This window comes from Laceyella tengchongensis (assembly GCF_900182735.1).
GTDB classification, from domain to species: Bacteria; Bacillota; Bacilli; order Thermoactinomycetales; family Thermoactinomycetaceae; genus Laceyella; species Laceyella tengchongensis.
This window is the reverse complement of record NZ_FXTU01000007.1, coordinates 98,248-120,955: the sequence shown is the minus strand read 5'-3', so window position 1 is coordinate 120,955 and position 22,708 is coordinate 98,248. Positions and strand designations below refer to the sequence as shown.

Sequence of the window (22,708 nt, the reverse complement as noted above, 5' to 3'; positions counted from 1 at the left end):
TAGCTGAGGCTTCTTTTGTATTGAATATGTCAGAGGAGGAACGTTTGTTGATACCGTTGATTCATATATTCAGACAAGATCATGATTTTCAGTCGACGGTGACTGGGATTCAAGGCGGGTTAAGGGAACAGTTGGTGGCGGGGTTGACAGGGACGGCAAGGATGATTTATGTGGCCGCCCTTTATCAAGAGTTGAAGCGGCCGGTGCTCTTGGTTACGCACAATTTGAACCAAGCACAAAAAGCTGCGGAAGATTTGCAGGAACTGATTCCCAAGGAAGAAGTGCTTTTATATCCGGCGAATGAATTGATTACCACGGAAATCGCGATGGCAGGTCATGAAACTTTGGGTGAAAGAGTTGATGTCTTATCCCGTTTGGCCCAAGGTTTTACTGGCGTGCTCATTGTGCCGTTTGCAGGGCTTAGGAAATGTTTTCCACCACACGGCATATTTGCACAAAACCATATATCACTAAAAGTGGGAACTGTGCAAGAAATCGATCCCTTCGTGGAGCATTTGGTGAAAATCGGCTACCAGCGCGTGGACATGGTTGAGAAACCGGGAGAATGTAGTGTGCGGGGTGGGATCGTTGACGTCTATCCGGTTAATGCTGCCCAACCGCTCCGTGTAGAATGGTTTGATGATGAGGTGGATTCGATCCGGCCGTTTTCGGTGGCTGACCAACGCTCCATCGATAAATGGACGGAGGCAGTGATTCCTCCGGCCAGGGAATTGTTTGCCGATCCCAAGCGTCTCCGACAAGCGGGCATGCGTGTGGAAACGCTTTTATCAGCAAGGCTTTCTGAAGTGAAAGACGAAAGCTTGAAGCAAAAGCTGTCCGAATCGATCGGCTATGATATTGAACAGCTGAAAACAGGAACGTATTTCACCGGGATTTACAAATATGTGGAGCAGATTTATCCCAAGTGTGAGAATTTGTTGCAGTACATGCCGAAAGATGCGGTTGTCGTGATGGATGAACCGTCTCGGATCATGGAAAACGGTCGTCAAATGGAGCGGGAGGAAGGGGAATGGCAAACAGCCCTTCTGTCGCAAGGAGAGTTTTTGCCCCAGTTGAAAATATCGTTCAAATTGGATGATTTGCTCGCTAAAGTGACGCACCAACGGGTTTACCTGTCCTTGTTTATGCGGCAAATTCCAGGCATCCAACCGCAAAATATCATTCAGATGATGTGCCGCAGCATGCAACAATTCCACGGTCAGATGCATGTGCTCAAGGCGGAGTGGGACCGGTGGGTCAAAGCCAACTACCGCGTCTTATTCTTGGCAAGTAGCGAAGAACGGTTGGAGCGGTTGGAACGGGTGTTGGCCGACTACGGAATGGAAGTGAACCGCGATGTGGCTTTGCATCAGTTGTTGCCGGGCAAACCAACTGTAACGATCGGTGCGTTGCAAGCGGGGTTTGAAATGGGGGGAATCCGCCTCATCGTGGTGACGGAGGGGGAAGTGTTCACCCAGAAGCAACGTCGCACCCGTCGTAGCACTAAATTGGATCATGCCGAAAAAATCAAAGATTATCAGGAATTGAAACCAGGGGATTATGTTGTTCATGTCAGCCATGGGATTGGGCGTTACATCGGCATAGAAACGCTAGAAGTGGCCGGCATGCACAAGGATTACATGCACATCCAATACGCAGGCAACGACAAACTTTATGTTCCAGTAGAGCAGATTGACCAAGTTCAAAAATACATCGGTAGCGAAGAGAAAACACCCAAGGTATACAGTTTGGGCGGCAGTGAATGGAGCAAGGTGAAAAACAAAGTGCGCTCTTCGGTGCAGGATATCGCCCAAGATCTGATCGAGTTGTACGCCAAACGCCAACAGGCCAAAGGGTACGCATTTAGCAAGGATACGCCGTACCAAAAAGAGTTTGAAGCGATGTTTCCTTATGAAGAGACCCCGGACCAGCTACGTTCTATTGAAGAGATCAAAAAGGACATGGAAAGCGAGCAACCGATGGATCGCCTGTTGTGCGGGGATGTGGGGTACGGAAAAACGGAGGTGGCCATTCGGGCGGCGTTCAAGGCGACCATGGAAGGTAAACAAGTGGCGGTGTTGGTGCCGACGACGATCTTGGCGCAACAGCACTATGAAACTTTTCGTGAGCGCTTTGCTGACTTCCCAGTGCAAATTCGCGTGCTAAGCCGCTTCCGCACTCGTAAAGAACAAAAAGAAACATTGGAAGGGCTGAAGAATGGCACGGTGGACATTGTCATCGGAACGCACCGGTTGTTGTCCAAAGAAGTGGCTTATAAAGACCTCGGCTTACTGATCATCGACGAAGAGCAGCGTTTCGGCGTGAAGCACAAGGAAAAAATCAAAACGCTGAAACACAACATCGACGTACTTACGTTGTCAGCTACGCCGATTCCGCGGACCCTGCATATGGCTATGATGGGGGTGCGCGACCTTTCGGTCATCGAGACGCCACCAGAAAATCGTTTTCCGGTGCAAACCTATGTGCTGGAGTATTCGGGCGCCTTGGTGCGAGAAGCGATCGAACGGGAGTTAGCTCGCGGAGGGCAAGTGTACTTTCTTTATAACCAAGTCCAGAATATCGACCAGATGGCTGAGCAGATTCGGATGCTGGTTCCTGAAGCGCGCGTGGCGGTAGCACATGGGCAGATGCAGGAAAATGAATTGGAGAAAGTGATGTTGGACTTTCTCGACGGCGAATATGACGTGTTGGTCAGCACCACCATTATCGAAACGGGTGTGGACATTCCCAACGTAAACACCTTGATCATCTATGACGCCGACAAAATGGGTTTGTCCCAATTGTATCAATTGCGCGGACGGGTGGGCCGTTCCAACCGGATCGCTTATGCCTACTTCACGTACCAGCGCGACAAAGTGTTGTCCGAAACCGCAGAGAAACGCCTGCAAGCGATCAAAGAGTTTACTGAATTGGGTTCTGGCTTCAAGATCGCCATGCGGGACTTGTCCATTCGCGGGGCAGGGAACTTGTTGGGGGCCGAACAGCACGGGCATATTGCGACAGTCGGATTTGAATTGTACAGCCAGATGTTGAAAGAGGCAGTCGCTGAGTTGCAAGGTAAGCAGACGGAGGCCGAACCGAAGGAGCCGACGATCGATCTCAATGTTGACGCTTATCTGCCTTCCGAGTATATTCGCGATGAGAAACAGAAAATCGAATTGTACAAAAAGATTCGTGGCGTGACCAGCTTAAATGAAGTGAATGACTTGGAAGAAGAGATTGAAGACCGGTTTGGCGACTTGCCGGAGCCGGTGCAGATGTTGCTCAAAGTAGCCAAAATCAAGGCTTATGCGATTCTCTACGGGATTGATGCCGTCGAACAAAAAGACGGGGAGATTGCGCTCAAATTGGAGCCTGAACAAACGAATCAGATCGATGGACAAAAACTGTTCATGATTTCGCAGGACTTCCCAGGTAAAATTCGCTTCTCCACAGGGCAACGAATGGGGATTATATTTAAAATCAAAGGGATGTCTGCCAAAATGGCATTAGAAATGATTGAACAATTTTTGATAAAATATAAAGACGTCCCCAAATCGAAAGGAGCCAAGGCAAATGTTGAATAAATGGGTCAAACGAACGGCAACCATCTTATTGGCGAGTGCGCTGGTATTGACCGGATGCGGCGGGGCCAAAGAAGAAAAGCAAGACGACAAGAACAACACAAGCCAAGCCCCAGCTGAATTTAAACCCTTGCCAACGAACAGCGATAAAGTGGTTGCAGAGTATAAGGGAGGGAAGGTCACAGAAGCCGAACTCCACCGTTACATCAATATTGTGGCCTTTTTGGACCCTCAACTTGCGATGATGATGGGATCGATGAAAGATCAAGAGAAGAAGATCAAAACCGAATTGTCCAAAGAAGTGGCGGCGCGGAAATACATGGCTGGATTGGTCAAAGATGATGCTTCCTATCAGAAAAAGACCGAAGAGACCATGAAAGAAATCGAAGGCTCCTTCAAAAACCAACCCCAATCGCAACAAGGCGGGCAAAAACAACCGAAAAGCCTGGATGAAGCGATCAAGGGCAAAGGATTTACCAAAGACGAACTGAAAGACTTCTTCTACACCTTTCACAGAGTGGATGCATACTACAACGAACAGTTGAAAGATGAGAAATACGATTGGGTGAAAGTGCAACACATCCTGGTTTCTGTCAATGACGGACAAGCAGGGCAGCAAGGGCAGGCGAAACGGACCGACGCCGAAGCGAAGAAACGCGCTGAAGAAGTGAAACAGAAGCTGGAAAAAGGCGGCGACTTCGCCAAATTGGCCAAGGAATACTCTGACGACCCCGGTTCTAAAAACAGCGCGGGGATGATTGAAGGTTCGGCTGACCAATTCGTGCCGGAATTCGCAAAGGCTTCTAAAGAAATGCCGTTAAATGAAATCAGTGATCCAATCAAAACCAGCTACGGCTATCATGTGTTGAAGGTGTTGGAGCGCAAAAAAGAACCGCTGGCGACAGCCGACGACCAAGTAAAACAGCCGAAGAAACAAGAAGTGTACGAATCGGTGGTCAAAGAGATCGAATTTAAGTCCCTGTTGAAATAAAGGAAGGCTGCCAGGACGACTGGTGGCGACATGCAGGGTGACGTTCCTGTGCAAGCGGTGGATGACCCTGCGGGGAAGAGAGGGGCGGCTGAAGCGTGTTGAGTCAGCCGTCTCGCTTTTTTTGCGCAAAGGGCATGGAAAACACAAACATTGGCGTCAGGCTCCTTTTGCCAGCAAGTTCAAAGGGAGGCAACTTCTTGTTTTTTCTTTATGAACGGACCTCATCACAGATGGGGAGCCGTTTTTTTTTATGTATGTCATTGTCGTATAAACTTTTGGAAGCAGAACAATACTATGGGCGGTAGGACAAATTCAACCAAATTAGGTGACACTTCCTATCTCCAACAAAGGAATCATAAGTGAAGTGCTGGAGTTTTGCATAACATCAGATGAAAGAGAGGAAGTTTCCTATGAAAGCAACCGGCATCGTGCGTCGGATCGATGATCTCGGCCGTGTGGTGATACCCAAGGAAATTCGTCGGACGCTTCGGATTCGGGAGGGGGATCCGCTTGAGATTTTTGTTGACCGCGACGGTGAAGTGATTCTGAAAAAGTATTCACCCATCGGTGAATTGGGGGATTTTGCCCAAGAATACGCTGAATCCCTTTATGAAAATATTCAATACGCCACAGTGATCTGTGACCGGGACAGCGTGATCGCCGTAGCGGGCGCTTCCAAAAGGGAATATTTAGAAAAACCGATTGGGGACACCGTGGAAGCGTGCATGGAGCAACGGCGCACCCATCTTGAAAGCAATCCGTTGACTGTGGAATTGTTTAAAGGCTTGACTGAAGAATACCAATCCTATGTGGTGGTTCCAATCAATGCAGGCGGGGACCCCATCGGCGCGGTGATCATTTTCACCAAGAAAGAAGGGGAACGCTTGGGAGAGTTGGAAGTGAAGTTGGCCAGCACCGCAGCTTCCTTCCTTGGAAAGCAGATGGAACAATAGCTTCGACTTTTGACTGGCAGGTGAATAAACCTGCTTTTTCTTTGCCAACCTTTTGCGCTCTTGTATAATGAATAGCATGTGACGTGAAGGGGGAGGCAAGATGTCCAAGGCGGAGCGATCTTTTGTCCGCGGCGCGGCCATTTTGGGTTTGGCTGCGTTGATCAGCAAAATCTTGGGGGCCGTCTACCGCGTTCCCTATCAAAATATAACCGGCGATGAAGGCATGTATGTGTATCAGCAAGTGTATCCGTTGTACAGCGTTTTGTTGATCCTTGCGACGGCGGGGTTTCCCGCAGCGATTTCCAAACTGGTGTCAGAGCGCTTGGCTGAGGGAAATCCGTACATGGCTCGCCGAATTTTTCGCGTGGCTTCCGTCACCTTGCTTTTGATCGGTTGTCTATTTTTTGTCATTCTATTCGTGGGGGCGGAAACCATCGCTGGCTGGATGGGAAGCCGTCAGTTGTTGACCATGCCGATTCAGTCTGTATCATTTGCGCTGATTATCGTGCCCTTTTTGTCGGCGATCCGGGGGTATTTTCAAGGTCAGCAAAACATGTTGCCGACCGCTGTTTCGCAAGTTATGGAGCAGTTGGTACGGGTGGTGACGATCTTGGTCGCCGCTTGGTATTTCACGGAGGCGGGATTCGGATACGTTTATGCCGGGGCTGGCGCGGTGTTTGGTGCGACAACCGGAGCGGTCGCCGCTTTGCTCATCCTGATGGTGTATTGGAAGCGACATGCCACACCCGTACGACCGGAACCGGTGGCCATGACAGACGCGGCCCCATCCACCAAACAGCTGGTGGTGCGCATCTTGGTTTTGTCGATTCCCATCGGCATCGGGGCGTTGGTCTTGCCGTTGTATTCTTTGGTGGATTCTTTCACGGTTGGGAACCTGCTGGCTGAATCCGGTTGGGCAATGGATCAGGTGATCACAGAAAAAGGGGTATTTGACCGGGGGCAACCCCTGATTCAGTTCGGCTCCTTTTTCGCTACTGCCATTGCTTTATCGATTGTTCCGGCGATTGCTGAAGCCAAGACCGCGGGATACATGGAGGAAGCCAGCATGCGCGCGTCTTTGGCTTTGCGCCTGACTTGGCTGTTTGGCTTGCCAGCGTCGGTCGGTCTAGCTGTGATCGCTCTACCCACCAATGTGATGCTGTACAAAGACAGTGCCGGCTCGGATGCGTTAGCTATTTTGGCTTTTACCATTCTGTTTTCAACGCTCAGCCTCACGTCGGCTGGTGTTTTGCAAGGATTTGACCGGGTTGTCTTGCCTGCACTCCATTTGTTGTTGGGAGTGGGAGTCAAATTGGCAGGCAATCTGTGGTTGGTGCCGCTGTGGGACATTCGCGGTGCTGCTTTGGCTACTACGGTCGCTTATGCGCTTGTTGCCGGACTCAACCTTTGGGCGTTGAGACGGCACTTGCGAGGGGCGCTCCGGGAGCATTTCCGCTTCGGCCGTAGCTTGTGGGCGGCCTTGTGGATGGCTGTCGCTGTGGGCGGCGTCAAGATCGGATTGGAGACGGTGTTGGTGCCTGTGTTGGAGTATCGGTTGGCTATGGCTGTCACCGCACTGGTTTCTGTCATGGTAGGTATGCTGGCCTATCTCTGGGCCGCGTTTCGCTTTGGGGTGTTGACGCGGGAGGATCTGGAGAAGGTGCCGAAGTTGAAAGCCAAAGTGCTTCCGCTGTTAGATCGGTTGCATTGGTTGCGCATATGAGGAATTCTGAAGGATGTTGATTGAATGAAACGGGCAGGAGGGGAATCATGAACGGGAAAATCGTGGTTGTCGGTCTGGGCTTTGGCGATGAGAATGGATTGACGCTGGGGACGCTGGCCGTGCTGGAACGTGCTGACCGAGTATTCTTGCGCACAGAGCGTCATCCGGTTGTTTCATGGTTGCGCGAACGGGGAATCCAATATGTCAGTTTCGATGAGGTGTATGAGAAGCATGCCCGGTTTGAAACGGTGTATGAAGAAATAGCGGAACGCTTGCTGGCCTATGCAGAGGAGGGCGGCACAGTCGTTTATGCGGTGCCGGGGCATCCCATGGTGGCTGAACGGACGGTGCAATTGCTTCTGGATGCAGAAGGGGTCGTGGTGGAAGTTCACGGGGGAACCAGTTTTTTGGATGCGATGTTTGCCAGCTTGAAGCTGGACCCCATTGAAGGGTTTCAATTATTGGATGGCAACGATCTCAGCGCTTCCTGGTTGGACCCGCGGACTCACGTGTTGATTGGGCAAGTGTATGACCGCTTGGTCGCTTCGGATGTCAAGTTGACGTTAATGGATGTGTATCCAGATGAACACCCCGTGACTATCGCCACTGCATGCGGTGTTCCTGGCTTGGAGAAGCTGACCACCCTTCCATTGTATGAGTTGGATCATGGTGAGTGGTTTACTGATCTGACTTCCGTTTATGTACCGCCCGTCACGGATGAACGGGCGCTCTATCGCCAATTTTCCACCTTGGTGGATGTGATTGCGACGCTCCGAAGCCCGGAGGGATGCCCATGGGATCGCAAACAAACCCATGAGAGCTTACGCCGGTATCTCATCGAGGAAGCGTATGAGTTTTTGGAAGCAGTCCATGACGGGGATGAAGAGGCGATGGCGGATGAACTGGGGGACATTCTGCTTCAAGTGATGTTGCACGCGCAAATCGCCAGTGAAGAGGGAACGTTTGACATTTTTGAAGTGATCAGTCGCCTCAATGACAAAATGGTTCGCCGCCATCCCCATGTTTTTGGCGAAGCGCAAGCGGACACCGCGGAAGAAGTGAAGGCGAACTGGGAACAGATCAAAGCGAAAGAGCGGGAAGGGGAAGCCGAACTCCCTTCGGTTCTCGGTCAGGTGAATGAGGCGCTTCCTGCGTTGCTGTTGGCTTACCAACAACAGAAAAAAGCCGCTAAAGTGGGGTTTGACTGGGAGCAGATGGACGAGGTATTCGACAAGGTGCGAGAAGAACTGGATGAGTTGGGTCGCGCCGAAACCGCAGCGGAGCGCGAAGAAGAATTGGGGGATTTGCTGTTCGCTCTCGTCAATTTGTCCCGCTTCCTTAAAGTAGATCCGGAGTTGGCTCTGATTAAATCATGCCAGAAGTTTGCTCGCCGGTTTCGGTACATTGAAGAGCGGGTGCGTAGCCAAAAGCGTGCGTGGCCGGACGTGACACTCGCGGAAATGGACGCGTGGTGGAATGAGGCCAAACGGGAAGAAAAGGGGAATCCCAGGAATGAATGAAGGGTTTTCCTTCCGTTCGAAGAATTGTTCATAACATGGACAAATAAATGAGACAAGTTTGTGACAGCTGAGGTGACGACAGATGCGATTAGATAAGTTTCTCAAAGTGTCCCGATTGGTGAAAAGACGGACGCTGGCCAAAGAGGTATGCGACCAGGGCCGGGCCGAGGTGAACGGCAAACCGGCCAAAGCGGGTACTACGGTCGCGATCGGCGATGAGATCAGCATTCGTTTCGGCAACAAGCGGGTGACGGCGAGAGTGGAGAAGTTGCAGGAGAACGCCAAAAAAGAGGATGCGGGCAATATGTTCACCATTGTGCGCGAAGAACCGTTGAAAGCGGAAGAAGCGCCGCTTGAGTTCTAATTTCTGACCTTTGTCCATATCATGTACCATGGGAAGGGGGTACCTGATATGACGGAGGATTTGCATGGCCAGCCTAGGCATGAAATCGTGCTGACCAATCGCAATGTGATGGAAGTTAGCGGTGTTGTTCGCGTTGAGAGCTTTGACAGCGAGGAGTTCTTATTGCAAACCGACTGCGGCTATCTCGGCATCCGTGGACAAGACCTCCACATAAAGAATTTGGATCTCGATCAGGGACGGGTCGCGATAGAGGGGCAGATCATGGACATGAGCTATTTAGATGTCCATCTGCCTGCTAGCGAGAAGGCGAAAGGGCTGCTGGGGCGGATTTTCAAGTGACTCTGGTTACGCAATGGACCACGATGGGCCTGATGCTGGGGTCCGGCATCCTCATTGGCGTCATTCTCGATTTTTACCGTGTGGTTACCCAACGCTTTCGGCTTAAACGGTGGATCGTCTCCCTGATCGATCTGATGTATTGGATGGTTTCCAGTCTGCTTGTGTTTGGCTTGTTGTTGTGGAGCAATTGGGGTGAACTGCGCTTTTATTTGTTCATCGCAATCTGCCTCGGGTTTTTGCTCTACTTCAGGTGGTTTTCGCAGATGGTCATCCGTTTCATCCGTGTGCTGTTCCAATTGGTGGAATGGGTGATTCATTTTCTTGGGCAAGCCGTTTACACGGTGGTGTACATTCCATTATCATTTATGGCGCGAAGCCTCTGGACCTGTGCGCGGGCGGTAGCACGGGGGGCTTGGACCTTGGTTAGATGGGTATGCCTGCCGCTAGCTTGGCTCTTAGGCCCGCTTGTCCGTCCGTTGTGGAGGCGGATGCGGCCGCACGTGGATCAAGCGCGCTCCTTCCTTCGCCGGTTTGGGGCGTGGTGGAAAAAGAAAAGAGAAAAAGGTGGATAATATGCCTTTTCAGCGTTCGCGCGATAATATCTTGACATTTAAACGGAAAGTGGTAAAAGAGAAAGGACATGAGGAGCGGAAACAACCGCTTCATCCAGCCGTTCGGCGCCGGCGGATGATCTGGCTCGGAGTCATGGTCACGATCTTCTGTTGGTGCGTGGTGGAGCTGATTATCCAGCAAAACCGCATTTGGGACAAAGAAGAGGCATTGGCGGCCAAACGGCAGGAGTTGGCGGAAGCGAAAAGGAAAACGGCCCACATCAACGCGGAGATCAAAAAGTTACACCGCAAGGATTATCTGTTAGAATTGGCTCACAAAATGGGATATAGCAAACCGGGTGAACAAATATATTCATTGCCGGACAAGCGGTGATAGGGCCGCCTCATCTGCTTTCATTCGCCCGATGTGCTTCTGCCGCGCTCTTTATGCGTGGCGGGGGTGGACCTCTTGTGCGAGAAGACAAGGGGTTATTTTATTTTGGCAGGAATCAAAAGTACGTAAGTAGAAAATCTAGGCTATAAGCGATTTGGATGAATATTCTGTATGGGATCGGTTTGTTGGCATCAGCAGTGAGAATCTCCCGATGAAGGGGGTAATGAGGATGCTCCATATCAATCGCGCCCGCTGGTGGGGACTCACCCTTGTCTTTGTCCTCTTTTTCGCTACGCTTGGGCTAGTTTGGATGGATGAAGGGGAAGAAACGGCACAAGGGCGCAGGGGAAAGGTACTGACAGGCTTAGATATCGTATTGGCCAATCCGGGGATGTTCACTGGGAAGCGAGTGGGACTGATCACCAATCCGACGGGTATCACCGCCGATTACGAACATAGTTTGGATGCCATGTTGCGCAAGGGCATCCGCGTGACCGAAGTGTACGGTCCGGAACATGGGGTACGCGGAACAGAACAGGCAGGCGAGACGCCGGGAGAGCTGATCGATCCGAAGACGGGGCTTCCGCTTTCCAACCTGTATGGAAAAAAGCCGGTGGACATGGTTCCCATGTTCGCGGATGTGGATGTCCTTGTGTTTGACATCCAAGATGTCGGAACTCGTTTTTATACTTACATCTCCACCATGGCATACGTGATGGAGGCGGCAGCCATTGCCGATAAGCCGCTGTATGTGCTGGATCGCCCCAATCCGCTGGGGGGTGTCCGGGTGGAAGGTCCCGTGTTGGAGGAGAAGCACAGCTCCTTCATCGGCTTGTTCCCTATCGCCCTGCGGCACGGCATGACGGTTGGCGAGCTGGCGACCTTATTCAATGAGTGGTTTTTCCCAAAAAGCGGCAAAAAGAAGGTTGATCTCCACGTCGTGAAAATGAAGGGTTGGAGTCGGCAGGAAGCTTACGGGCAGACGGGGCTCCCTTGGGTGATGCCGTCGCCGAATATGCCGACGGTCACGACAGCACAAGTGTATCCGGGAACTGGACTGATCGAAGCGACTAATCTGTCCGAAGGAAGGGGAACGACGCGGCCGTTTGAATTGATCGGCGCCCCTTATGTGGAAGGCTGGAAGTTAGCAGAGGAACTAAATCGGGAACGATTGCCGGGAGTCAAGTTTCGTGAGGCGTACTTCACCCCTACTTTTTCCAAACATCAAGGGAAAGCCGTGGGTGGTGTACAAGTGCATGTGGAAGATCCGGCAACGTTTGATCCCATCCTGACGGGACTGGCTATCATTGAAAAGGTAAAAAAATTGTATCCGAGCCAGTTTGCGTGGCGCGAATCGGGGGAACCCTATTGGATGGATAAAATGACCGGCACGGAAAAAGTTCGCCAGCAAATCGACCAAGGGAAATCCGCTAGGGAAATCGTGCATTCCTGGGCGGCAGAACTGAATAAATTCAAAGAACTACGAGGAAAGTACCTTCTCTATCCGGCACGGGGAATCCCGCACTAAAAATATGCCATTTTTTTGTTGACATCACTGCGGACGCGTTATATAATAATCATTGTTCGCAGTGATGATTTCAATCATTTTAGAATGTCGCGGGGTGGAGCAGTCTGGTAGCTCGTCGGGCTCATAACCCGAAGGTCGCAGGTTCAAATCCTGTCCCCGCAACCAAATATATGGCGGCGTAGCTCAGCTGGCTAGAGCGTACGGTTCATACCCGTGAGGTCGGGGGTTCGAGGCCCTCCGCCGCTACCAAGTGCAAGAGAGGAGAAGGCGAGGAAACCCTATCGTGGGTGGTGCATCGCCTTTTTTTTGTGTCATTTTATTGGGATGCATGATAAGCATGGGAGTGGTTGTGTGAATGTCGTTATCAAGAAAGTCAAATTTACCACGATAAATAAAACATATACGGAAAAGGTGCGGGATTGGCGGGGGCGCTATTGCTTCTCTACGCAGTATGCCAATCCAGACGGCAAGCGGATTTTCCTCACCTACTATTTTGTGCGCAAGGGGTATACCATTTCAAAGGTGTTCAACCGATCAGGGGAATTCCTCTACTACTATTGCGACGTGATGCAAATGCACCAAGTGGGCCGGATGCGTTATGTCATGGTGGACTTGTTGTTTGACTTGATCGTTTATCCGGATGGCACCTATCACCTGATTGACGTGGATGAGTTTGCCGACTCGGTGGAACGGGGACAGTTGAAACGGCGGCAACAAGTCCATGCGCTCCGGACGCTGGATCAAATGATTCGTTTGCAGACGGAGCGGAAGTTGATACCGTCGTTTGTGCATGAAGCCCAGATGTATCCCTTGAACACGTACGCGCGTCGGCTTTGATGGGTTATTTCGACATGGCGAAACGATGGACACTGAAGAATATTAGAAGTTTTGTCGCTCCTGTGCTGAAAGTGATGCAAAACGACACCAAGGGATGGTGTTTAGACAAGCCCCCCGCTGTACCGCGGAGGGGTTTTTGTTTGCTGGCGAAGGGGAGAAAGCCAATCAAAGCGCTGGATAACCCAAAGGACAAAATTTGTCGTAAAAATTTTCTTTTCATTCAGACTGTTTGACAAACTTTTCTTCCGTCCCATCGCTATAATGGGTGGCACAAAGTGATTGGGGTGATGGGTCGTGCAAATGGGTACTCATATCAAAAATTTTTTCATTCGTCCAGTTAGTTGGTTTGGCGTGGATCAAAGCAGGCAGAGAAGAGCTATGTACCGGTTATCCACCATGTGGAATGTGCCAGTGTTGGTGATGGGTTTTCTCCTAGGTAGGGCCACCATTCTTGACACGTTCTCTCCGTTTGCGGTGGCGTATGTGGCGGTGATCTACCATCTTGCCCGTAAGCAGTGGCCGGTGGTGCTGTTGTCACTGATACTGGGGGCGGCCACTTTGGGGCCACTCAAGGCAGTGGAGACGGCTGGCGTGTTGGCGATTTGGTTGTTGATGCAAAAAGGGTGGGACTGGTTAGGGAAAGGGCAGATCAATTATGTCCCTTTTGTTGTGGGGGCATGCGGCGTCGCGGCCCACCTGGCGGAGGGGATGATCGGTGGTTGGAGCTCTTACAAAGGTTTGATGGCTGCCGCTGAAGTTTTGCTGAGTTTCATTCTGACATTCATCTTTGTGCACTCCCTGCCGCTGTTTACAGTGAAGAAAAAACGGATTGCTTTGCGGCATGAAGAGATCGTATGCCTGGTAATTTTACTCGGCTCGGTCATGACGGGCATGATGGATTGGTTTGTGGCAGATCTGTCGGTGGTCAACATGGTGTCCCGCTACGCGATATTATTGTTTGCCCTAATTGGCGGCGGGTTGCTCGGTTCATCGATCGGAGTAGTGACAGGAGTAATATTGAGTCTGTCCGACACTAAAGCGGTGATGCAGATCAGTTTGCTGGCCTTCGCTGGTTTGTTGGCCGGCCTGTTTAAAGAAGGTAAGCGGTGGGGGGTGGCCGTCGGTTTCATGCTCGGTTCGGCCATCCTGACCTTGTACGATGGTGGCGCCGAAGTGATGTGGATGTCACTCAAGGAGTCGGCTTGCTCCGTCGTCCTGTTTATGCTGACGCCCAACCGCTTGATTCAATCGTTGTCCCGTTTTGTGCCGGGGACAATGGAAAATCAGTCGGCACATTTAGAATATATCAAACGGTTGCGTGATGTGACCGCGGCCAAGGTGGAGCAGTTTACGGAATTGTTCCAGGAGCTAAGTTTCAGCTTTAGAGAGGACGCTACCAAGCATCGCAAAGAACATGAGGATCAGGTTAATTTTTTTCTGTCGGAAGTAATGCATGACGCGTGCGGGGGATGCCCCCGCTATGCGGATTGTTGGGACAAGCAAGTCATGAAAACGTATCAAGGCATGACTGACTTGATGGCCATGGTGGAAACGAGCGGTGTCACAGAAGAGATCGCGGTGCCCCCGTTTTGGGAGCAACATTGTATGCGGGGCGAACGGGTGATGGGTTCAATTCAAAAACAGTACGCCCGCTATGAGCAAAACATTTACTGGAAGGAAAAGATGCAGGAATCGCGCCGGTTGGTATCGGATCAACTGGCGGGCATGGCCGAAGTGATGGAGAAGCTGGCTAAGGAGATCCGCCATGAGACACAAGTGATGGCGGCGCACGAAGAGCAAATTCATGAGGCATTAGAGGAGTTGGGCCTGTCCATACAGCGGGTGGACATCATCAATCTCGAGGAAGGAAAAGTGGAGATAGAAGTGGTGATGCCGGAACGGGAAGGGTTGGACGAATGCAAAAAGCTGGTGGCGCCTTTGCTGACAGAAGTGTTGGGGGAACCCATCTCGGTGTACCGGAAAGTGATCAAAGATGGTTCACACGGCGCGGTCATCACCTTGGGTTCAGCGCAGCGGTTTGAGTTGAAAACAGGGGCGGCCAATGCAGCGAAAGGGGGCGGGGTTATTTCCGGAGACAGTTATTGTTATATGAGTTTGGGCACAGGCAAATGCGCGGTGGCGTTATCTGACGGCATGGGGAATGGACAGCGCGCCCAAGAGGAGAGCAGCGCCGCGCTCAAGTTGTTGCGCCGCTTGCTTCAGTCGGGGATGTGTGAAGAGCGGGCGGTTGACACGGTGAACTCCATCTTGAGCCTGCGGTCGGCGGACGAGATGTTCGCCACGGTCGATTTAGCTATCGTCGACTTGAATTCAGCGAAGGGGCGGTTTATGAAGATCGGTTCCACTCCGGGATTCGTTAAACGGGGCAAACAGGTGATGACCCTCTCGGCCGCCAACCCCCCGATTGGCATCCTGAGTGAGATTGAGATCGAGCCGATTGAGATGCAACTGCAACCGGGGGATTTGGTGATTTTGATGACTGATGGAGTCTACGATGCGCCGCGGCGGGCGGTGAACAAGGATGCGGTGATGACCCGGCTGATATCGGAGATCGACACCAAGGATCCGCAAGACTTTGCGGATTGTTTGCTAGAGAAGGTGGTTCGCTACCATGGCGGGCGTATCAGTGATGACATGACGGTGGTTGTGGCCAAAGTGGAGCGGTATGTCCCAGAATGGTCCACGATCCGATTGCCTGGTGTGAAACCGCTCAAGCGCTCACATTTGGTGGTTTGAATTTGCTTCCCAGTGCGAAACAGGATATGATGAAAAGAGAAGGACGATGGCGTTTGCTCGGGGGAGTTCCCCCGGGTTTGACGCGCCAAGGAGACGATTCAGGTGTTTCTTGCTCAATTGAGAGAAGAGCTGAACCGAATGGGCTTGGCGGGGCGGCGGGCCAGGGTGTTGGTTGGCGTCTCGGGTGGGGCCGATTCCATCGCCTTGGTGCATGCCCTGAAAAAAATAGAACAAGAGGTAGATATTTTTGTCGCCGCTGTTCATGTCAACCATCAGCTCAGAGGGGAAGAAAGCGAAGCCGACGAGCAGCATGTCAAGGTGTTTTGCGAGGAATGGGGAATACCTTGTCGGACGGTCAAGGTAAATGTTGGAAGTTTGTTAGAACAAAAAGGCGGGAACAAACAGGCAGTCGCGCGTGAGCTCCGTTATGACGCCTTTGAGGAAACAGCGCGGGCATGGCGGATGGATGCTGTCGCTACTGCTCATCATGCCGACGACCAGCTGGAAACGGTGTTGATGCGGTTGGTCAGGGGAACGGGTGTAGCAGGGCTGGCGGGCATTGAACCGAACCGTGCTTGGCGTGGCTTCCAATTGATCCGGCCGCTCTTGACGTTCACCAAACAGGAGTTAGAGCGTTACTGCCAGGATGCGGGATTGCCCACGCGTTTGGATTCCAGTAACCTGCTTCCCGACTACACTCGCAACCGCCTGCGGATGGAAGTGGTTCCGTTGCTGGAAGCGTTCAACCCCCATGTACAAAAAGCGGTTTGTACCTTGAGCGACTTGGTTCGGGAAGAAGAAAAAGTGTGGTCCGAATTGGTGGAAGACGCTTTGGGCAAGGTGCTTCTCGAGCGGGACGATGCGAGCTTCACCCTTGATGTTTCAAGTTTTCTTCACCTTCCAATCGCTTTACAAAGAAGGGTAGTTAAACTAATATTAAGTTATCTTTCGCAAGATGATACGTTTGGAGTCAGTCTTGACGCGGTTGAAAAGGTGAGAAAACTCGTTGCGGACGGATCTTCATCCAGTATGTTTCATCTCCCCGGCGGCATCGTAGCGGAGCGGGAATATGAAAAAGTACATATGCGCAAGGCAGAGCGCGGCGAAGAACATGCCTCTCAATCAGGGGAAATTGCGTTATCTGTTCCTGGTACGACGTGTTTGCCTGGGTTTTTGGGTAAAATAGAAGTATTGGAATCGGATGTGGCATTACATAACGTGGATCTTGGTCGGAATGCTGTCGTCTTCGATCGAGATCATTTGCCGTTTCCCCTCTGCGTAAGGGCCCGCCAAAGCGGGGATCGTATGACATGCTTGGGGATGGACGGAAGAAAAAAGCTGAAAAAAGTGCTGATGGAAGCAAAAGTTCCCAAGCGCCAACGTGACCGAGTTCCGGTTGTGACCGCGGGAGATGAGATTATCTGGATTCCAGGGGTGAAGCGGTCGGGTGTCGCTCCCGTTACCCCAAAGACCACTCGGTTTTTGTATCTAATCTGGGAAGAGTAAATCGTTTGTGTGTGGTAGGAGGAAAGACATGCATCAAGATATCAAGGAAGTTCTTATTTCCGAAGAGCAAATCAAAGAGAAAGTGCGGGAATTGGGCCAACGTCTGTCAGAGGAGTACAAAGACTTGAACCCGCTATGTATCTGCGTGTTAAAGGGTGCCGTGCCATTTATGGCGGATTTGATCCGAGAGATGCCGATTAAGATGGAAATGGATTTCATGGCTGTATCCAGCTATGGCAATTCGACCACTTCCTCGGGTGTTGTGCGCATCCTCAAAGATTTGGACGCATCCATCGAAGGACGTCATGTTTTGATTGTCGAAGATATTATCGATTCGGGCTTGACGTTGAGTTACTTGGTTGAGATGCTGAAAGGCCGGAATGCCGCTTCAGTTAAAATCGTCACTCTTCTCGATAAACCAGACCGCCGCAAGGTGGATTTGAGCCCGGATTACTGTGGTTTCACCATTCCGGATGCATTTGTGATCGGATACGGGCTTGACTTTGCCGAGAAGTATCGCAACTTGCCTTATATCGGTGTGCTGAAAGAAGAAGTGTACCAGTGATGCGCCAGAGCGGTCTATTGAGTATGGTAAGTCGACTGTGATAAAATGATACAAGTGGACTGAGAGGAGGCCAGGGATGAAACACTTCTTCCTCAGGAACGGAGTATTATACTTAATCCTCATCCTTATCACAATCGGGGTTGTCAACATGATCGCCAACCCTGGAGTGGACAAACAAAACTTTAGATATGATGAATTTAGAACAAAGCTGCTGCAAAAACAGTTAGATGATATTACGGTCCAATACGATAACGGTGTTTACAATATCGAAGGCAAGATCAAAGGCACGGCTAAAAGCTTCTTCACCATTGCCCCAGCTGGCTACGGAAGCTCCGTGATCGAAGATATCCAAACCGCCGGAGTGAAGGTGAACATCGAGAAAACAAAAGGGGACTCAGTTTGGCTCACGTTCTTTACCTCAGTCATTCCTTTTGTCATCATCTTACTTATTTTCTTCTTCTTGTTTAACCAAGCTCAAGGCGGCGGAAGTCGCGTAATGAATTTCGGTAAGAGCAAAGCGAAGTTATACAATGAAGAGAAAAGACGGGTTACATTTGATGATGTGGCAGGAGCGGATGAAGAAAAAGCGGAGTTAGTTGAGATCGTCGATTTCCTGAAAGACAATCGGCGGTATGCGGCGATGGGTGCTCGCATCCCCAAAGGGGTACTTTTGGTTGGGCCTCCAGGTACGGGTAAAACGCTGTTAGCTCGCGCCGTTGCGGGTGAAGCGAAAGTGCCGTTCTTCTCCATCAGCGGTTCCGACTTTGTAGAGATGTTCGTCGGTGTCGGTGCTTCACGGGTTCGTGACTTGTTTGAACAGGCCAAGAAAAACGCTCCGTGTATCATTTTCATCGATGAGATCGACGCGGTAGGGCGTCAGCGCGGTGCGGGTCTTGGCGGCGGCCACGACGAACGCGAGCAAACCTTGAACCAATTGTTGGTGGAGATGGACGGTTTTGATGTCAATGCAGGAATCATTATCATGGCTGCAACGAACCGTCCCGACATTTTGGATCCGGCGCTGCTTCGTCCTGGGCGCTTTGACAGACAAATCCTGGTTAATCGCCCCGACGTAAAAGGGCGCGAAGCCGTGTTGAAAGTACACGCGCGCAACAAGCCGATCGCTGACGATGTGAAGTTGAATGTGATCGCGCAACGCACCACCGGGTTCTCTGGCGCGGATTTGGAGAACCTGTTGAATGAAGCAGCATTGTTGGCGGCGCGTAGCAATAAGAAAAAGATCACCATGGAAGAAGTGGACGAAGCGATCGACCGAGTGATTGCGGGTCCGCAGAAGAAAAGCCGCGTCATCAGCGAAAAAGAGCGCAAGATCGTCGCTTATCACGAAGCAGGACACGTACTTTGCGGATATTATCTGGAAAATGCGGACATTGTCCATAAGGTGACGATTGTCCCCCGTGGGCAAGCAGGTGGGTATGCGATGATGTTGCCTAAGGAAGACCGTTATTTGGCAACCAAAGGCGAGCTGCTTGATCGGGTGACGGGTCTCCTAGGTGGGCGCGTGGCTGAGGAAATCATCTTTGGCGAAATCAGCACCGGTGCGAGTAATGACTTTGAAAAGGCGACAGCCATCGTGCGCGCTATGATCACCGAATACGGGATGAGCGACAAGCTGGCCACGATGACTTTTGGTCGTTCGCAAGGGCAAGTGTTCTTGGGCCGCGATTTGAGCCAAGAGCAAAACTACAGCGACAAAGTGGCATACGAAATCGACATCGAGATGCAAGAGATGGTGCGCAAATGTTACAACCGCGCCAAAAACCTGCTCATCGAACGCCGCGATCAATTGGAACTCATGGCGCAAACCCTGCTGGTGCGGGAAACGCTGGATGAAGAGCAGATCAAACAGCTGTTGGAGACCGGAAAGCTGGATGATGACAGCGATGTGAAAGTGAACATCCAGACCAAAGACGACCATGGGACGGATGAAAGCGGAAACGAAGAGAAGAATCAAGATGCGAACCTCGCTTCGGATAAGGACTTCTCTTCTGATAAATATGGAATCCGGCGCAATGTCGATTCCACGAGTGGTGAGGAAACCGCGTCTGACAAAGACGATAAAAAGCCACTCTAATCCTTTGCGAAAAAGAGGCGGGATGGCGCCTCTTTTTCTTATGGCCAAAAGCACAGGCAATCCCAAATCAACAAGTGAATGGGTGGGCATAATGCTAAATGAAAAACTTTTACTGCTAATGGATGTGGGCAACACCAATGTGGTGCTGGGCGTGTATCGGCAAGATGAACTGCTTCATCATTGGCGCTTACAAACGGATCGCAACGCCACCGAAGATGAGTTTGGCGTAATGTTGAAAAGCTTGTTGGATTATGTAGGCATCGATTTTGATATGATCGAAGGCGTAGTATTGTCATCGGTGGTTCCGCCGCTGACAGTGGTGCTGGAACGCATGACGGAAAAGTATCTAAAACAAAAACCGCTTGTTTTGGGGCCGGGAGTTAAAACCGGGCTGAACATCAAATACGATAATCCGCGCGAGGTGGGGGCAGATCGCATCGCTAATGCGGTGGCGGCGTTGGAGTTGTATGGCGCCCCGGCGATCATTGTCGATTTTGGCACGGCAACCACGTTTTGTTTTATTGATGAAGAAGGAAACTATATCGGCGGAGCGATTACACCAGGGGTCAACATCTCAGCGGAAGCGCTGTACCAACGCGCCGCGAAATTGACCCGGGTGGAAATCGTGAAGCCGGATTCCGTGGTGGGGCGTAATACGGTTCAAGCCGTTCAAGCGGGCATATATTATGGGTATGTGGGTGTCGTGGACGAGATTGTCACACGCATGAAACAGGTGTTGACCAAGCGCCCGCATGTAGTAGCCACGGGCGGCCTGGCCAAACTGATTTGCAACGACACCAAAACGATTGACGAAATCAACCCATTGTTGACGCTGGTAGGGTTGAAGCTGATTTGGGAAAGAAACCGAAAGCATGTTTGATTGTGGAATCACGTGGGCATCACCCTAAGTGGATTGGGCATGCGAGCCCATCTGGTACGGGTGGATGCCTCTTTTCAATCAGGCGGGCTTTCTAAGCATATGCGTTGGAACCGCGTGTGGATGTGGAGCAGAAAAACGAAAGCGCTTCATGATTTGCTTGATCAATTCATATATGGGAGTGACTGATGATGACAGATTATGCGATTCGTGCTATCTCGAAGGATGGGAAAGTGCGCGGCTTTGCCGCAATTACTACGAACTTGGTGCAGGAGTTGCAGAAGCGGCATGGCACCTATCCGGTGGTTAGTGCGGCGTTGGGAAGAACGGCAACCATGGGGGCGTTGATTGGGCTCACCTTGAAAGAGGAGCGCCACAAAGTGACCATTCAGGTGGCGGGAGACGGCCCGATTGGCCGAATCATAGTGGACGCCGATGGAGAAGGACATGTTCGCGGCTCGGTCGACAATCCTTTTGTGGAGCACAATGATGATTACAAGTTAAACGTGGGGGCGGCCGTAGGCCAGGGTAGCATTTATGTGACAAAAGATCTGGGCTTGAAAGAACCGTACCGCGGTGCGTCGCCGATCATCTCTGGCGAGCTGGCTGAAGATTTTACCTACTACTTTGCGGTTTCCGAACAGACTCCCTCTTCAGTGGGACTGGGAGTGCTGGTCAAAGGGGAGCAAATCCTCGTTGCCGGGGGATATATGATTCAAGTGATGCCGGGCGCCTCCGATGATGTGATCACCCGTTTGGAGACGGCTATTGATGAACTGAACAAACTGACCTCTATTTCTGAGTTGCTCTATCAAGGAGTCACCCCAGAAGAGTTGTTGGTGCGTTTGATGGGGGAAGGGACGGAGATCCTTCATAAGCAACCGGTTTCCTTCGCATGCCATTGTTCCCGCGAAAAAAGCCGAACCATGCTCAAGTCTCTGGGGATAGAAGAACTGAAAAGCCTCTTGGATGAATTGGGTCATGCGGAGGTCGTTTGCCATTTTTGTAATGAGAAGTATATGTTCAGCGGGGAAGAACTGGAACGTATAATAAAAGAAGAAGTGAATTGACAAATTATTTTATTGGGTGATATGATAGGTGTAACAATTCCTATCAGTTTAATCGGAATAGGAGGCTTGCCCTATGCGCGTAGCGAACAATGTGTTGGAATTGATCGGCCAGACCCCTTTGGTGAAATTGAATCGAATCGTTGGCAAGTCAGATGCCGATATATTTTTAAAGTTGGAGTTTTTTAACCCTGGTGGCAGTGTGAAAGACCGTATCGCCCTCAGCATGATCGAAGAGGCGGAAAAGCGTGGTGAGCTGAAACCGGGATCGACGATTGTGGAGCCGACCAGCGGGAACACTGGCATCGGTTTGGCCATGGTCGCTGCGGCAAAAGGATACCGCGCTATACTGGTCATGCCCGAAACAATGAGTTTGGAACGACGTAACCTGCTCAAAGCCTACGGTGCAGAATTGGTGCTGACCCCCGGACCGGAAGGGATGCGCGGCGCCATTAACAAGGCAGAAGCGATCAAAGCTGAACATCCGGATTACTTTATGCCGCAACAGTTCAGCAACCCAGACAATGTTAAAATCCACTTGGAAACAACGGCTTTGGAAATCGTTGAACAAACCGGTGGCGACATTGATGCTTTTGTGGCCGGCGTGGGCACGGGTGGTACCATCACGGGTGTGGGCCGCGTGTTGAAAGAGAAATTCCCGCACGTGCGCGTCATCGCGGTGGAGCCGACGACTTCTCCGGTGTTGTCCGGCGGGAGCCCTGGACTTCATAAAATTCAAGGCATTGGTGCCGGATTTATCCCAGACATCTTGGACACCAATGTGTATGATGAAGTGATTCAAATCGAAAATGAAGAAGCGTTTGAGTGGGCGCGGCGCCTGGCTCGTGAAGAAGGCCTCTTGGTTGGGATTTCCTCCGGCGCGGCGACGGCAGCAGCCATTAAAGTGGCTCGCCGCTTGGGACTCGGCAAAAAAGTTGTAGCCGTCGCTCCAAGTAACGGTGAAAGATATTTGACCACGCCTTTATTCCAATTTGATTGATGCAAAACAACTTTGGCTATCCTGTGAACATGGGATAGCCTTTTTGCATGCTCTTCT

At 51.2% G+C, this 22,708-nt stretch carries 19 protein-coding genes and 2 tRNA genes; all 21 read left to right on the top strand.

All coding sequences use genetic code 11. From position 1 onward, the window contains the following. The first annotated feature begins 47 nt into the window (after positions 1 to 47). The 21 genes from mfd to cysK all read left to right on the top strand — a co-directional run bounded on the left by mfd (position 48) and on the right by cysK (position 22,651). Positions 48 to 3,587 carry a transcription-repair coupling factor gene (gene mfd, locus QQZ12_RS14000; RefSeq protein ID WP_189318945.1) on the top strand — a complete coding sequence of 1,180 codons (3,540 nt, stop codon included), beginning with the start codon at positions 48 to 50 and terminating at the stop codon, positions 3,585 to 3,587. Beyond that, positions 3,577 to 4,575 (top strand): peptidylprolyl isomerase, encoded by a 999-nt coding sequence (locus QQZ12_RS13995; RefSeq protein WP_102991255.1) that lies wholly within the window; start codon positions 3,577 to 3,579, stop codon positions 4,573 to 4,575. The genes mfd and QQZ12_RS13995 overlap by 11 nt, the downstream gene beginning before the upstream one ends. Positions 4,576 to 4,985: 410 nt before the next feature. Beyond that, entirely contained in the window at positions 4,986 to 5,528 is a 543-nt protein-coding gene (spoVT, locus tag QQZ12_RS13990) for a stage V sporulation protein T (protein WP_022738741.1), read from the top strand. 100 nt (positions 5,529 to 5,628) lie between these two features. Then, positions 5,629 to 7,251 carry a putative polysaccharide biosynthesis protein gene (locus QQZ12_RS13985; protein WP_284724560.1) on the top strand — a complete coding sequence of 541 codons (1,623 nt, stop codon included), beginning with the start codon at positions 5,629 to 5,631 and terminating at the stop codon, positions 7,249 to 7,251. 47 nt (positions 7,252 to 7,298) lie between these two features. Continuing rightward, complete coding sequence (gene yabN, locus QQZ12_RS13980; RefSeq protein ID WP_102991257.1) at positions 7,299 to 8,771, top strand: bifunctional methyltransferase/pyrophosphohydrolase YabN; 1,473 nt, start codon at positions 7,299 to 7,301, stop codon at positions 8,769 to 8,771. A gap of 82 nt (positions 8,772 to 8,853) precedes the next feature. Further along, on the top strand, positions 8,854 to 9,135 hold the full coding sequence (locus QQZ12_RS13975) for an RNA-binding S4 domain-containing protein (protein ID WP_102991258.1): 282 nt from the start codon (positions 8,854 to 8,856) through the stop codon (positions 9,133 to 9,135). Between the two features lie 48 nt (positions 9,136 to 9,183). After that, a complete protein-coding gene (gene yabP / locus QQZ12_RS13970; RefSeq protein WP_022738746.1) occupies positions 9,184 to 9,474 on the top strand; it encodes a sporulation protein YabP in 291 nt (96 codons plus the stop codon). Next, on the top strand, positions 9,471 to 10,046 hold the full coding sequence (yabQ, locus tag QQZ12_RS13965; RefSeq protein WP_102991259.1) for a spore cortex biosynthesis protein YabQ: 576 nt from the start codon (positions 9,471 to 9,473) through the stop codon (positions 10,044 to 10,046). The genes yabP and yabQ overlap by 4 nt, the downstream gene beginning before the upstream one ends. Position 10,047: 1 nt before the next feature. Further along, the gene (locus QQZ12_RS13960; RefSeq protein ID WP_102991260.1) at positions 10,048 to 10,419 is read left to right on the top strand and encodes an FtsB family cell division protein; all 372 of its coding nucleotides are present in this window, start codon (positions 10,048 to 10,050) and stop codon (positions 10,417 to 10,419) included. A 229-nt stretch (positions 10,420 to 10,648) separates the two neighbouring features. Beyond that, positions 10,649 to 11,947, top strand: a complete 1,299-nt coding sequence (locus QQZ12_RS13955) for an exo-beta-N-acetylmuramidase NamZ family protein (protein WP_102991261.1) — start codon at positions 10,649 to 10,651, stop codon at positions 11,945 to 11,947. A gap of 88 nt (positions 11,948 to 12,035) precedes the next feature. Further along, positions 12,036 to 12,112, top strand: a tRNA-Met gene (locus tag QQZ12_RS13950). A 7-nt stretch (positions 12,113 to 12,119) separates the two neighbouring features. After that, positions 12,120 to 12,196: transfer RNA gene (locus QQZ12_RS13945), tRNA-Met, on the top strand. Positions 12,197 to 12,298: 102 nt separating this feature from the next. After that, positions 12,299 to 12,784: a ribonuclease FAU-1 family protein gene (locus tag QQZ12_RS13940; protein WP_189318946.1), complete on the top strand. Its 486-nt coding sequence runs from the start codon at positions 12,299 to 12,301 to the stop codon at positions 12,782 to 12,784. Positions 12,785 to 13,084: 300 nt separating this feature from the next. Further along, positions 13,085 to 15,541: a stage II sporulation protein E gene (gene spoIIE, locus QQZ12_RS13935; RefSeq protein ID WP_228502772.1), complete on the top strand. Its 2,457-nt coding sequence runs from the start codon at positions 13,085 to 13,087 to the stop codon at positions 15,539 to 15,541. 102 nt (positions 15,542 to 15,643) lie between these two features. Then, entirely contained in the window at positions 15,644 to 17,047 is a 1,404-nt protein-coding gene (gene tilS / locus QQZ12_RS13930; protein WP_102991265.1) for a tRNA lysidine(34) synthetase TilS, read from the top strand. 28 nt (positions 17,048 to 17,075) lie between these two features. Further along, positions 17,076 to 17,612: a hypoxanthine phosphoribosyltransferase gene (gene hpt, locus QQZ12_RS13925; protein WP_102991266.1), complete on the top strand. Its 537-nt coding sequence runs from the start codon at positions 17,076 to 17,078 to the stop codon at positions 17,610 to 17,612. A gap of 76 nt (positions 17,613 to 17,688) precedes the next feature. Next, positions 17,689 to 19,707 carry an ATP-dependent zinc metalloprotease FtsH gene (gene ftsH / locus QQZ12_RS13920; RefSeq protein WP_284724559.1) on the top strand — a complete coding sequence of 673 codons (2,019 nt, stop codon included), beginning with the start codon at positions 17,689 to 17,691 and terminating at the stop codon, positions 19,705 to 19,707. Positions 19,708 to 19,798: 91 nt separating this feature from the next. After that, positions 19,799 to 20,587, top strand: coding sequence for a type III pantothenate kinase (locus tag QQZ12_RS13915; protein WP_102993729.1), 789 nt, complete (start codon positions 19,799 to 19,801; stop codon positions 20,585 to 20,587). Then, entirely contained in the window at positions 20,588 to 20,773 is a 186-nt protein-coding gene (locus QQZ12_RS13910; protein ID WP_284724558.1) for a hypothetical protein, read from the top strand. Next, entirely contained in the window at positions 20,773 to 21,654 is an 882-nt protein-coding gene (gene hslO, locus QQZ12_RS13905) for an Hsp33 family molecular chaperone HslO (protein ID WP_321195627.1), read from the top strand. The genes QQZ12_RS13910 and hslO overlap by 1 nt, the downstream gene beginning before the upstream one ends. Before the next feature lie 73 nt (positions 21,655 to 21,727). Further along, positions 21,728 to 22,651, top strand: a complete 924-nt coding sequence (cysK, locus tag QQZ12_RS13900; RefSeq protein ID WP_102991269.1) for a cysteine synthase A — start codon at positions 21,728 to 21,730, stop codon at positions 22,649 to 22,651. Positions 22,652 to 22,708: the final 57 nt, after the last annotated feature.